Source organism: Amphritea atlantica (assembly GCA_024397875.1).
Lineage (GTDB): Bacteria > Pseudomonadota > Gammaproteobacteria > Pseudomonadales > Balneatricaceae > Amphritea > Amphritea atlantica_B.
Genome location: CP073344.1, coordinates 3,378,585 through 3,392,112 on the forward strand (window position 1 = coordinate 3,378,585; position 13,528 = coordinate 3,392,112).

The window sequence follows — 13,528 nt, forward strand, 5'->3', positions numbered from 1 at the left end:
CACCCTGATGCTATTACTGCATATTATTGTGTTTATCAAACCAATCAGATTGGCATTTTCATAACGTCTTCATAAGCGCCAACCATTTTATTGCGCACCTGAGTCAGCGCCTGAAAAGAGACTGATGCTTTTTCCATACTGATCATCACCTGATGCAGATCGACACCGGGAACACCCTTCTCATAAGCCGTCGCAAGACTTTTAGCCTGCGCCTGAGAGTTGTTGACACCATCGATAGCCCCTTTAAACAGATCCGCAAAACTCTCGCCACTCTGCTCGCCGGCAACAGGCCGAATAGCATTTGGCCGGGGCATTTCAGGCGAAATACCCTGCTGGACCTGCATCTTCACTTCACGCATCTGCTGTAAAACGGCGCTTATCTCTGCCCGCTCAATCATAGGCACCTCCACAATGGCAGTATATTGACATTATAAGTTTGAAAAGCCACTTAGCAAGCAACAAAACCACTTATTCGCCAAAAATATGACACAAAATAGTGTCAATTTTTAATCTCACCTTAGTACATAGCAAAAAACGAGCCATAGGCCCGTTTGTTTTTTGACGTATATTGATTTCTATTTGGCAGACGGAGGCTCACCATACTTTAAACGCACATACATCAGCGCAACAGTGATCGCATCACCCAACGCAGTATGTCGTTCCAGCATAGGAATATCGAGGCGCCTGGAGATGGTATCAAAACGCAGATCGATATCGCCGCCCACATAGCGCCACTTAATAATATCATGGTAAACATGTGACAATTCTATCGCCTTACCGGGAAAGCCAAAGCCATAACGCGGCCGCAGATATTTCTCCAGCATGCGCACATCATAATTGACGTAATAACCAAGAATCGGGCGGTTGCCGACAAACTCCAGCAACCTCTCCAGCGCCTCATCCATATAGACGCCATCCACCAGATCCGCTGCCCGGATCTTATGAATCTTGATGGAATCACCGGTGAGACTTTTGGGTGGTTTAAGCTTTATATCCAGCCGTTCACTGGTCATCACTTTGCGGCCCTTAATTTTAACCGCCCCGATAGAAAGAATCTCACCCTCTTTAACATTCAGACTGGTCGTCTCACAATCCAGAGAGACCACCTCATCCCCCTCATAGGGTTCAAACAGGTGCGCGTACGGGCCATGTTTATGATCCATACGATCTTTCATTTTTCTTATAGTTCTGGGAATAATCATATTCCGTTTAGCCTCCCAGGTGATACCTGAGTGTCAGATGCTTTTTAAAACCCTTAACGATATGCATACCATCTCGCAGCAAATCTCGCTCCATTTTATCCAATGATGACAACTCGAGGATATTAGGCGTTAGATCTACGCCGTCCTCAGATCCATCGATTCGCCTCACCTGCTGCTTCAGGCGGGTCTGAATAAACAGCGCCAACGCTTCAGCCAGTTCACGACCGTGCGCCTCTTTCATCTGCCCCATCTCAACCAACGCTTCAATTCGCTTAAACGTATTCGTCTCGAGTATTCTGAACTGCAGCGCCATTGTGCGGATACCGTGCACTATCGGGAAAATACCGGCCTTCTTAACATCCAGCTCCCCCTTATCTTTCAGATTACCAAAGAAGGTCAGCGGGGTATCAAACTCAATCGCGGCCCGGGCAAAGTGAGAAAAAAACACATCGTTATTTTTCAGATGACGCAGAAACCAGTTCCGGGAAGTTTTAAACAGCGCAGCATTGCCCGCAACCGGATGAGCATCCACAGCAATCGCCAGATTCATCTGCGCCTCCCCCTCACAAAGGTAAGACCAGTCACTTAACTGCTGAGTCCACTCACCGATCGACTTAACCCAGGCAGGATTAGACACCATAATATCACCCGGGCATTTCGGAAAACCAAATGAGATCAGCGTTTCACTGAAGCGCTGCATTGTTTCCTGCATATCAGGCCAGATCAGACCGTCACGATAGATCAGGGCATTATCCTGATCGGTCTTCATGATCTGTTCACCCCGCCCTTCACTGCCCATCACAACCAGGCAGACATGCGGCTGCATGTCCCGGGGAATCACCAGACCAAACAGTTTTGCGATAATCCGCGCATTCATCGCAGCGATCAACTCCATCGCAAAGCGCGCCTTCACCCCGTGTGACACCAGCGCTTTTATCAGATCATTCAGTCCATGAGCGGCTTCGTAGAGATCTTCAACCGTCTGGGCACGCTCAATTCGCAATCCGATAACATGAGAGTGACTGGAAAAATAACTCAGCACATCGGTCAGCTCTATGACTCCGGTAAGGCGGCCGTCATCCATCACCACCACCCGTTCAATGCGTTGCTGAGTCATCGTAATCAGGGCATTAAACAGATAATCATCCGAAGTAGTGGAGATCAGACGGTAACTGGCAATCTCCGCAACGGCCGAATCAAGGCTGAGCTTATTGATAACCACCGCATCGAGAATATCCGTCCCGGTGACCATACCATAGCGATTACCACGCTTAACCAGCACACAGTCTGCATGCTTGTCACGCATCATCGTTGTAGCCTCAGCAATGCTGGTCCCCTCGAGCACAATCAGCGGTTCACGTATCAGACCATCTTTAATCTGAGCCAGCATAAACTCCGCCATATCCTGATCCCCGCCCTCCTGAGCCTGGATCTCGGTCTTAGCAGAAAGACTTTGCTGAAAATAATCGGCAAACCGGTTATTCGTTGCACACAGATCAAGCAGCACACGGGTCGGCAGAATATGGCAGATCGTTTCTTCAACGGCGATAAAATTGTGGATCGCTTTACCCCTGATCGCTGACCAGCCACCAAAATAATCCTCATTGGTATAATGAACATACAGATGCTGCTGAACACCATCCTCACCAGGCACATCGCTTTCAGCGACCCGCCCCTTCAGAATGACGTACACCCCCTCAGGCACACTCCCCGCAGCGAGAATCGTTTCACCCGACTGATAATAGCCAATATCCAGACTTAATCGCAGTAACTCCTGCTCCTTTTCGTTGAGCAGACTGAATGGCATATTCTCAATTTTAAACGACGATGGCATAAGAACTCTCCCAATCCAAACGAACCACAAAGCACCTGATTAAAGAGTCATCTTAACCCTTTAGGCTGGCGCTCTGATACAAACCAGAGCCGATAAAAAAAGGCGCGCCAACCCTCGCTGGCGCGCCTTGCGTTTATTTAGATCTATTCAGATCTTAGTGCGCGTGAGCAACACCAGCACCACGTGGTACACGGATATTCTCAACAATCTCCTGAATTTCAGCAGGAGGCGGCGGAGTCATCTTAGATACAACGTAGGCTACGATAAAGTTCAGGATCATACCGACGAAGCCGAAGCCTCCGGTAGAGATACCCAGGAACAGATCGTCTTTCGAACCACCCATGAAGGTGAAGTAGATCATGTAAGCCATAGTAGAACCCAGACCTACAATCATACCTGCAATAGCACCTTCTTTATTCATGCGCTTGTTGAAGATACCCATCACGATAACCGGGAACACGGAGGAGGACGCCAGACCAAAGGCCAGTGCGACTACCTGCGCCACGAATCCGGGCGGATTGATACCGAAGTAACCCGCTATACAGATAGCCACCACTGCTGCCATACGCGCATACAACAGCTCCTGCTTCTCGGAGATATTCGGGTTAATAATCGTCTTCATCAAGTCATGCGCTATCGCAGTAGAAATTACCAACAACAGACCCGCCGCAGTAGACAGTGCCGCAGCAACTGCACCCGCCGCAACCAGGGCAATTACCCAGTTTGGCAGCTGCGCGATCTCAGGGTTAGCCAGTACCATGATGTCACGGTCAACATAGACTTCGTTGACAAACGGAACACCTGGCTTAGCCGTTGGATTCTGGAATGCGTTAGTTACCGCGCGCTCACCGTTCTCACCACGGACGTCACCGTCGTATGCAGGCTTACCTTTAGCGCCATCAAACGCCGCACCAGCAGCATACTGAACCTTGCCGTCACCGTTATAATCGTGCCATCCCAACAGACCCGCATTTTCCCAGTTCTTGAACCAGGTAGGCATCGCCTCATAAGACGTACCCGTATTATCAACACCGTTGATAGTCTGAATCAGGTTTACACGGCCAAAGCCAGCAACACCCGGTACAGTTGTATACAGAATAGCGATGAAGATCAGCGCCCAGCCCGCAGAAGTACGCGCATCTTTTACACGAGGAACCGTAAAGAAACGTACGATTACGTGTGGCAGACCAGCAGTACCAGCCATCAGAGCAGCTGTCAGACAGAAGATATCAATCGTTGATTTCTTACCGGCGGTGTATTCAGCAAAGCCAAGATCCAGAGACAACTGATCCAGTGTCGCCAGTACAGACACACCTGAATCCAGAGTCGCACCCAGGCCAAGTTGCGGCAGGAAGTGACCGGTAACCTGCATAGACATGAAGATAGCCGGAACCATGAATGCCAGAATCAATACACAGTACTGAGCTACCTGAGTATAGGTAATACCCTTCATTCCACCCAATACAGCGTAGAAGAATACGATCGCCATACCGATAACAACACCGGTGTTGATATCAACGTGCAGGTAACGGGAGAATACGATACCAACACCACGCATCTGACCCGCAACGTAGGTAAAGGAGATAACGATAGTACAGACAATCGCAATCAATCGCGCAGTCTTCGAGTAATAACGATCACCCACAAAATCAGGGATCGTGAACTTACCGAACTTACGCAGATAAGGCGCCAGCAACATCGCCAGCAGCACGTAGCCACCTGTCCAGCCCATCAGGTAAGCCGCACCATCACGACCGATGAAAGACACCAGACCTGCCAGAGAGATAAACGATGCTGCAGACATCCAGTCAGCCGCAGTCGCCATACCGTTAGCGACCGGGTGTACACCACCGCCAGCTACGTAAAATTCTTTTGTAGACCCGGCACGGGCCCAGATTGCAATACCGATATAAAGGGCAAAAGAGCCCCCTATAAAGAGGTAAGTAAGTAGATCAAGACTCATATAATTTTCCTCAGCTCAATTCTTATTGTTCTTATTCGTGAACGTCGTATTTTTCATCAAGCTTGTTCATGCTGGATACATACATCCAGATCAAAGCTACATAGATGAAAATTGCGCCCTGTTGTGCGATCCAGAAACCCAGAGGAAAACCGAAAAACGGAATTGCATCCAGAGAATCAACTAGCAAGATCCCGCAAACATAAGACACTACAAACCAAACAGACAGGTAAGTCATGATAATGCGCAGGTTTTCGGACCAGTAGGCCGAAGCATTGTCTTGTGAAGAAGTAGACATTTGCACCATCCTTATTTTTGTTATTAAAAGGTTAAGTAAAAGTTGTGGACTGATAGAATTTAACAAAGTGTTATGGCAAACAAATCCCCTACTTTGGTCTGATCAAACAAGTCAAAACCGTTACAAATGAGCCGCAGCCTAAGCGCTGCGCGACCTTGAGGCCTTTAAAAAAAACCTTTATAACTCAACATATTAGACAAAGGTATAAGAGTCGTAGGGTTATTCCCCAGAGTTCGGTTACACTAAGCGCTCAAACACAGTAACAACGGACAGACCTGACTATGCTATCCGGCGGCTCAATTATTCTGATATCACTGGCCTATGTGGGCCTGCTCTTTGCTATCGCCTACTTTGGCGATCGCAGCCCTCAGGGACGCTCCTACGCCAGCAACCCGGTTATCTATTCGCTGTCACTGGCCATCTACTGTTCATCCTGGACCTTTTATGGCGCAGTCGGGCGTGCTTCTGTCAGTGGCTGGCAGTTTCTTGCCACCTATCTGGGACCGGCGATCGTGTTTATTTTTGGCTGGCGGATTATTGAGAAGATTATTCTGGTCAGCAAACAACAAAACACCACCTCTATTGCCGATTTTCTCTCCTCCCGTTACGGTAAAAGTCAGGCACTGGCGGTCCTGGTGACCATCATCGCCGTGTTTGGCACCATCCCTTATATCGCCATGCAGCTGAAAGCGGTGGCGATCAGTTATGATGCGATTGCACCGGGGGTCACCGAAGCGCTCAGTAAAGGCAACGATACAGCACTGTTTGTCGCGCTGGTCATGGCCGTATTTACCATGCTGTTCGGCACCCGCCATATCGATGCCACGGAACATCATGAAGGGATGGTACTGGCCGTAGCCTTCGAATCCATCGTCAAGCTGACAGCCTTTATCTCCGTCGGCCTGATGGTGACATTTCAGATCTTTGATGGCGTCCCCGACCTGATTGCCAACATTCGTGACCAGCTTTATCACAACGATAATTTCAGCAGTCCACTGGAGGGCAGCTTTCTGGGCAACAGTTTCCTCACTGAGATACTACTCGCCTGCGCCGCTATTCTCTGCTTGCCCCGCCAGTTCCACGTCACCATTGTTGAAAACACTCAGCTTGAAAACCTGAAAACCGCCCGCTGGCTATTCCCGCTCTACATGGTACTTCTGGCACTGTTTGTTTTGCCAATCGCCACAGCCGGAATGACCCTGTTCAAGGGCCAGGATATCAACCCTGATACCTTCGTGCTGATGCTGCCACTGCATGAAGGCTATAAAGACCTGGCCACATTCGCCTTTATCGGCGGCCTCTCTGCGGCCACCAGCATGGTTATCGTGGCGTCAATCACCCTGTCCACTATGGTCTGCAACGATATCGTCATGCCACTGCTATTGAGGGTTTCCTGGCTCAAGCTGTCGAAAAATAAAGATCTTGGTGCAATGCTTCTCAGAGTCAGGCGGATCACGATTATCAGCCTGATGATCATGGCCTATTTTTATTACCGTATCCTTGGCGATCAGGGCACCCTGGCCTCATTCGGCCTGCTGGCGTTTGTGGCGGCGGCCCAGTTTCTACCGGGACTGATCGGCGGAGTCTACTGGAAAACCGGCTCCCGGCACGGCATTCTGACCGGCCTCTGCGCCGGTTTTATAATCTGGCTCTACACACTGGTATTCCCCACCATGGCCAACGCCGGACTGATGCCAGCCTCTTTTTTACAAGAGGGCCTGTTTGGCTCTGACCTGCTCAGACCCACCCAGCTATTTGGCATGACCGGCATGGACCCGCTCACCCACGGCGTGCTCTGGAGCCTCTCCATCAATGCGTTCCTGTATGTCCTGATCTCCCGTTACAGCCCTCAACGCCTGGTCGACCGGATTCAGGCAAGCGCCTTTGTCGATGTCTATAGCAAAGACCTGTCCGAACCCTCCCGGGTCTTCAGTCATGCCACAGTTGGCGACCTGCAGATTCTCACCGAGCGTTTTCTCGGCATCAGCCGTACCCAGCACGCCTTTACCGGCTTTGCCCTCAAAGCGGGTATAGAGCCTCCACTGTCGGGCGACAAAGCCAGCCCTGAACTGATCCAGTTTACCGAACGACTGCTGGCGGGGGTTATCGGCGCCTCCTCTGCGCGAATTGTGCTGGCTTCTACGTTACGCGGTAAAGATATGCAGATTGGCGATGTCGTGACCATCGTCGACGAGGCATCCCAGGCGCTGCGTTTTAACCGCTCACTACTGCAATCCACCATCGAACACATCACCATGGGGATCAGCGTGGTCGATCAACAGATGCGCCTGGTTGCCTGGAACCGCCGTTATATTGAGATGTTCGACTACCCTGACGGACTGATCTGCGTGGGCCGTCCAATTGAAGAAATTTTCCGCTATAACGCCAGCAAAGGCGAGTACGGTTCGGGAGAGCCCGAAGAACAGGTAGAGAGCCGCCTGAAAATATTAAAAGAGGGTAAAGCTCACTCCTATGAACGTCACCGGATGGATGGCTCCGTATTAGAGGTTCGGGGCAACCGGATGCCCAATGGCGGTTTTGTTAATACCTACATGGATATCACCGAACACAAACGGGTACAGGAAGCGTTACGCGAGAGCGAACAGAATGTCCGCACCTATACCGACAATGTTCCGGTACTGATCGCCTTTCTTGATACCGATCGCAACTTCCGCTTTGTCAATAAAGCCTATGCCCGCACCTTTGGCCTCGACCGACACCATATTGCGGGCGTGAACAGCGCCACAGTCCTTTCCAGGGAGGAGCTTGAAATGCGCCGCCCCTATGTCAATAAAGTACTACAGGGCGAGCGCCAGCGTTTTGAAACAGAATTGCCATCGACCGATGGCAAGTTCAAATTTGCTGAAGTCACCTATATTCCGCACACCAACGAAGCGGGAGAGTTGCTCGGCTATTTCACTCTCTATCAGGATATCACTGAGCGGCGTAAAGCCGAGCAACTGCTGCAGGAAACCAACGAGAATCTGGAACAGCGGGTTCGGGAAAGAACCCACACCCTGTCGGTAGTCAATAAAGAGTTGCGCAAAGAGAATACCGTGCGCGCCCTGATTGAGGACGAACTGCGGCAAGCCAAATTTGATGCCGATGCAGCCAATCTGGGCAAAACCCGCTTTCTTGCCGCTGCCAGTCACGATCTGCTCCAGCCCCTGAACGCGGCCCGGCTATTTATCTCGGCACTGGCGCAACAGAAACATACCGAAGAGACCCACCAGCTGGTTAATAATCTGGATGGCTCGCTAAAAGCCGCTGAAAGCCTTATAACCACCATCCTGGATATCTCCAAGCTGGATGCTGGCGCGCTTGAACCCAACCTCTGTCATTTCTCTATCAATGAGATGTTTGACAACCTGAGCGCCGAATTCACGGTACTGGCAGAAGAGAAACACCTGCAGTTTGACTTTGTGAAGTGCTGCCAGGTGGTCCATTCGGATCAGCAGCTGTTACGCCGGATTCTGCAAAACTTTCTCTCCAATGCGATTCGTTATACCCAGCAGGGCAAGATCATGCTCGGTTGTCGCCGCCACGGAAGGAACTTGCGCATTGAGGTCTGGGACACCGGGGTCGGGATCCCCAAAGACAAGCTGGGGGAGGTATTTGAAGAGTTCCGCAGGATAGACAATCCAAGACACTCACAGGTCAACGGCCTCGGCCTGGGACTGGCAATCACCGAGCGTATCGCCCGCATGCTCGATCATCCGATCAATGTGCGCTCATGGCCTGGCAAAGGCTCGGTATTCAGTGTTCAGGTTCCCATGGGAGATAAGGACAAGGCAGTTAAACCCCGCCCGGAAAAGCGTGGCTGGATTCGCAGCAAAGGACTTGAAGGCATTAAAATACTGGTGATCGATAATGAGCCAAAAATTCTGGAAGGCATGAGCGCTCTGCTTCAGGGCTGGTCCTGCTCGGTGCTGACAGCCGTCTCGGCAGCAGAAGCCAAAGCCGAGATCATTGCACAGGAGTTTGTGCCGGATATCATCCTCGCCGACTACCATCTCGATGAAACCCGCACCGGGATTATGGCACTCAAGGAGCTGGGGCAGCTCTGGCATCACCCGGTTCCGGCCGTTGTGATTACAGCAGACCGGACGGATGAAGTTAAAGATGAGATCGCCGCAACCGATGCTGAAATACTGCATAAGCCAATAAAACCAGCAGCATTACGCGCCATTATCAGCAAACTCATTGCCCAGCAAAAACAATGAACGACACAATTGAATGAAGCATAGGCTTTTTATTAATGCCTTGCAGGGCTATTTCAGGCTCAGTACCGGCCTGAGCCTGTGGATATTATTCTCCGCACTGGCACACGCCGACAGTTCTGGCAAAGAAACCAGTAGCTGGCAGCAGGTAGCGCCGCCAGGCTACCCTCTGGAACGTAAACGGGTTGCCAGCAATCAATATCCATGGCGAACGATTGGCCGGGTCAATCTGGCGGGAAGGGGGCACTGCAGCGGCATACTCGTGGGAACTCACCAGGTACTGACATCCGCTCACTGCTTATGGAATCAGCGCAGTAACCAGTGGTTTCCGGCACAATATATAACCTTTGTTGCCGGAGAAGAGCAGGAGGCGTATCAGGCATACAGCAACGCCACCTCATTCCATATCGCCGAAGACTTCTCCCCCGACACTTCAAATCAGCCCGATACCATCAGACATGACTGGGCGGTTCTGACCCTGGAACACCCATTAGGTAAGACGCTGGGCTATATCAAGCTGGCGGCGGCAACACAGATCAGTGTGGGTCAACGGATCTTTCAGGCGGGCTACCGGGCGGACCGGGCGAATGTACTTACCGTAGAGAGCAACTGTCATATTGCCAGACTGTACGATGACTCCAGCGTTTTTAGTACCAGCTGCAAAACATTAAGCGGGGATTCTGGCGGACCGGTGTTAATAAAGCAGAACCAGCAGTGGCAACTGGCAGGCATCCATCGGGGACGAACAGATAAAAACCAAAGCCTCGTCGTCAGCATCAACAACGTCAGAAGCTCGCTCTCTTCAGATTAACGGCCTTTGCAGAGCACTGACAATTTCGCCCTGTTAAGATTTGCTGAGCAGAGAAAAACAAAAAACGCGCCTACAGGCACGTTTTTCAGATATAAAGCAGACGGCTAACACTTGATAGCGCAGTTCAACCGGTCGTCTATAGTACAGACACGATCAGCCCATTTCAGTCTTGGGTGGATCAACGCAGAGGCGCTGCGCGGCAATAACCGCCTGTGTACGACTGTGAACTCCCAGCTTACGCAGGATCGCAGTAACATGGGCCTTGATGGTCGCTTCAGACACGTTCAGGTCATACGCGATCTGCTTATTCAGCAACCCTTCGGTCAGCATCGTCAGCACCCGGAACTGCTGAGGTGTCAGTGAAGCAAGGTTGTTGGCAAACTTCTGATCCTCTTCGGTGACATCCACCACCCCTTCGGCAACCTCCTCAGGCAGCCACTCTTCCCCCTCAAGCACCGTTGTAATCGCTTCTGCGATCACCTCAAGAGGTGAGGATTTGGGGATAAAACCGGAAGCACCATAGTCCAGTGCCCGCTTCATAACAGACGATTCTTCACTGCCGGAAACAACCACCACGGGAATCCCCGGGTTTTTTCCTCGCAGGAAGACCAGTCCGGTAAAACCGTTGGTACCCGGCATATGCAGATCAAGCAATACCAGATCGGCATCAGAGTGGTTTTCTACGGCAGCCTGAACGGCTTCCAGGGAATCGGCTTCGACGATTTCAACGCCAGGAACAGCCTGAGTAACGGCCTGTTTAAGTGCCGCTCGGAACAACGGATGGTCATCCGCAATGATTATCTTCTGCGCCAGTTGCATTCAGCTAATCTCCCTCGTTACCCGCTCTCAGTCCGTGACAACGTGTAAATGTATCTGCTTATAGAGTGCAAAACCCGTTGGCTGCACCCGATTATATTAACACCACTTTTAAAGCAAAACTCCCCCCCGACCTAAAAAACCGGGAGGGAGTAAGGGAATTGCAGGCCGAAATTAATTCAGCAACACAATTACTTACGGTTCATACGATGTTCGATCAGATCATCGACCACTGACGGATCAGCCAGAGTTGAGGTATCACCCAGCGCATCAAAGTCATCTTCGGCGATCTTACGCAGAATCCGACGCATGATCTTACCGGAACGGGTCTTCGGCATGCCCGGTGCAAACTGAATCAGATCGGGAGAAGCGATTGGACCGATCTCTGACCGGACATGCATGCGCAGCTCTTTCAGCAGTTCATCAGACTGTTCAAAGCCCGCCTGCAGGGTTACATAAACATAGATACCCTGCCCCTTCACTTCATGCGGATAACCCACCACAGCCGCTTCAGCGACAGCAGGGTGTGCCACCAGCGCAGACTCGACCTCTGCGGTACCCATACGGTGCCCGGATACGTTGATTACATCATCCACACGACCGGTAATCCAGTAGTAGCCATCTTCATCACGACGGGCACCGTCACCGGTAGTGTAATACCCCTTATAAGTGGTGAAGTAGGTCTGAATAAAGCGCTCATGATCGCCCCAGATAGAACGACTCTGACCCGGCCAGGAATCTTTGATGACCAGGTTACCATCGGTGGCACCTTCCAGCTCGTTACCATCCGCATCCAGCAGCGCAGGCTGAACACCAAAGAATGGACGGGAAGCTGCACCCGGCTTAGCCGCTGTGGCACCCGGCAGTGGCAGAATCATCATGCCGCCAGTCTCGGTCTGCCACCAGGTATCAACGATAGGACAACGGCTCTGACCGATAATACGGTAGTACCACTCCCACGCTTCAGGGTTAATCGGCTCACCCACAGAACCCAGGATACGCAGACTGGAGAGATCAGAATCACCCAGCACATCTTCACCCTGCTGCATCAGCGCACGAATCGCTGTAGGAGCGGTGTAGAACTGGTTAACTTTATGCTTTTCAATCACACGACCAAAACGACTGTTATCCGGATAGCTCGGCACACCTTCAAACATCAGGGACGTGCCACCGTTGGCCAGCGGACCGTAAACGATATAACTGTGACCGGTTACCCAGCCGACATCCGCAGTACACCAGTAAATATCACCTTCTTTATAATCGAAAGCATATTCATGGGTCATCGCGGCATACACCATGTAACCACCGGTCGTGTGCTTCAGACCTTTCGGCGCACCGGTAGAACCCGAGGTGTAGAGAATAAACATCGGCGCTTCAGCTTCCATCTCTTCTGCAGGACAATCAGCAGACGCTTCAGCAACTAAGTCCTCATACCAAACATCAACATCAGTCCAGGCAACATCCTGCTCAACGCGCTTAACAACGATAACACTTTCAACCAGCGCCTTCGCCGCTGCATGCTCCAGTGCCTTATCAACATTCTGCTTAAGAGGAACCGACTTACCGGCACGCAGTGAATAGTTAGAGGTCACCACCACCTTAGACTCGGCACCCTCAATACGGGCCGCCAGCGCCTCAGGCGAGAAGCCACCAAATACAATAGAGTGCACCGCACCGATACGGGTACAGGCCAGCATCGCAACAGCCGCCTCAGGGATCATTGGCATATACAGGGTAACCACGTCACCCTTTTCAACGCCACGGGCTTTCAGTGCATTGGCAAACTTACAGACACGCTGATGCAGATCGCGGTAGGTGATGTTTTCAGAATCACTCGGGTCATCGCCTTCCCAGATAATGGCAACCTGATCGCCCCGGGTTTCCAGATGGCGATCGAGACAGTTATAGGAAGCGTTCAGCGTCCCATCTTCAAACCAGCGAATATCAACATTATGGGGATCAAAAGTGGTGTTTTTGACTTTGGTATACGGCTTGAACCAATCCAGGCGCTTACCTTCTTCGCCCCAGAAAGCATCCGGGTCGTTGATGGACTGTTCATACATCGCCAGATATTTTTCATTATTGATATGCGCAGTCGCAGCCAGCTCTTCGCTAACTGGATATACCTTAGAATCGCTCATGTGAGATGCCCTTAGCTTGTTATTTATTCTGTGCAGTAACTGTAGTTATCAATCACAAGGAATCAAACTCCCGATAACCACGTCCCCTATCCCTGCTCTACCGATATTATTGTTATTGACGGTGAGATTTTCAGGTAGTTAATATTCAGAGTAAGACGGTGACTCTGTAACTATTATTTTTTGTGGTTAATGTTATACCGAAGTGACCGATTACTCCTGAATTAGACATTGGTCTATCCGGCGCTG

Annotated in this window: 9 protein-coding genes; 2 read left to right on the forward strand and 7 right to left on the reverse strand. The window is 50.9% G+C overall.

The features are described from left to right. Nucleotides 1–44 precede the first annotated feature (44 nt). The 5 genes from fliE to KDX31_15655 all read right to left on the reverse strand — a co-directional run bounded on the left by fliE (nt 45) and on the right by KDX31_15655 (nt 5,294). Complete coding sequence (gene fliE / locus KDX31_15635) at nt 45–398, reverse strand: flagellar hook-basal body complex protein FliE (GenBank protein UTW02764.1); 354 nt, start codon at nt 396–398, stop codon at nt 45–47. Nucleotides 399–575: 177 nt separating this feature from the next. After that, entirely contained in the window at nt 576–1,202 is a 627-nt protein-coding gene (locus KDX31_15640) for a 3'-5' exonuclease (GenBank protein UTW02765.1), read from the reverse strand. Between the two features lie 7 nt (nt 1,203–1,209). Beyond that, entirely contained in the window at nt 1,210–3,036 is a 1,827-nt protein-coding gene (locus KDX31_15645; protein UTW02766.1) for a cyclic nucleotide-binding/CBS domain-containing protein, read from the reverse strand. Nucleotides 3,037–3,190: 154 nt separating this feature from the next. Then, the gene (locus KDX31_15650) at nt 3,191–4,999 is read right to left on the reverse strand and encodes a cation acetate symporter (protein UTW02767.1); all 1,809 of its coding nucleotides are present in this window, start codon (nt 4,997–4,999) and stop codon (nt 3,191–3,193) included. A gap of 31 nt (nt 5,000–5,030) precedes the next feature. After that, nucleotides 5,031–5,294 carry a DUF4212 domain-containing protein gene (locus tag KDX31_15655; protein ID UTW02768.1) on the reverse strand — a complete coding sequence of 88 codons (264 nt, stop codon included), beginning with the start codon at nt 5,292–5,294 and terminating at the stop codon, nt 5,031–5,033. 281 nt (nt 5,295–5,575) lie between these two features. Between KDX31_15655 and KDX31_15660 the strand changes: the two genes are divergently transcribed. Then, the gene (locus KDX31_15660; GenBank protein UTW02769.1) at nt 5,576–9,517 is read left to right on the forward strand and encodes a PAS-domain containing protein; all 3,942 of its coding nucleotides are present in this window, start codon (nt 5,576–5,578) and stop codon (nt 9,515–9,517) included. Between the two features lie 13 nt (nt 9,518–9,530). Continuing rightward, nucleotides 9,531–10,325 carry a trypsin-like serine protease gene (locus KDX31_15665; GenBank protein UTW02770.1) on the forward strand — a complete coding sequence of 265 codons (795 nt, stop codon included), beginning with the start codon at nt 9,531–9,533 and terminating at the stop codon, nt 10,323–10,325. Between the two features lie 153 nt (nt 10,326–10,478). On the opposite strand, the gene KDX31_15670 is transcribed toward KDX31_15665, so the two are convergent. Together KDX31_15670 and acs are read right to left on the reverse strand one after the other, a co-directional pair. Continuing rightward, nucleotides 10,479–11,144 carry a response regulator transcription factor gene (locus tag KDX31_15670; GenBank protein UTW02771.1) on the reverse strand — a complete coding sequence of 222 codons (666 nt, stop codon included), beginning with the start codon at nt 11,142–11,144 and terminating at the stop codon, nt 10,479–10,481. A 188-nt stretch (nt 11,145–11,332) separates the two neighbouring features. Then, nucleotides 11,333–13,282, reverse strand: a complete 1,950-nt coding sequence (gene acs / locus KDX31_15675) for an acetate--CoA ligase (protein UTW02772.1) — start codon at nt 13,280–13,282, stop codon at nt 11,333–11,335. Nucleotides 13,283–13,528: the final 246 nt, after the last annotated feature.

Excerpts from the sequence above, each read along its gene's own strand:
- fliE (UTW02764.1), bottom strand. The coding sequence starts at position 398 with ATGATTGAGCGGGCAGAGATAAGCGCCGTTTTACAGCAGATGCGTGAA.
- KDX31_15640 (UTW02765.1), bottom strand. The coding sequence starts at position 1,202 with ATGATTATTCCCAGAACTATAAGAAAAATGAAAGATCGTATGGATCAT.
- KDX31_15645 (UTW02766.1), bottom strand. The coding sequence starts at position 3,036 with ATGCCATCGTCGTTTAAAATTGAGAATATGCCATTCAGTCTGCTCAAC.
- KDX31_15650 (UTW02767.1), bottom strand. The coding sequence starts at position 4,999 with ATGAGTCTTGATCTACTTACTTACCTCTTTATAGGGGGCTCTTTTGCC.
- KDX31_15655 (UTW02768.1), bottom strand. The coding sequence starts at position 5,294 with ATGTCTACTTCTTCACAAGACAATGCTTCGGCCTACTGGTCCGAAAAC.
- KDX31_15660 (UTW02769.1), top strand. The coding sequence starts at position 5,576 with ATGCTATCCGGCGGCTCAATTATTCTGATATCACTGGCCTATGTGGGC.
- KDX31_15665 (UTW02770.1), top strand. The coding sequence starts at position 9,531 with ATGAAGCATAGGCTTTTTATTAATGCCTTGCAGGGCTATTTCAGGCTC.
- KDX31_15670 (UTW02771.1), bottom strand. The coding sequence starts at position 11,144 with ATGCAACTGGCGCAGAAGATAATCATTGCGGATGACCATCCGTTGTTC.
- acs (UTW02772.1), bottom strand. The coding sequence starts at position 13,282 with ATGAGCGATTCTAAGGTATATCCAGTTAGCGAAGAGCTGGCTGCGACT.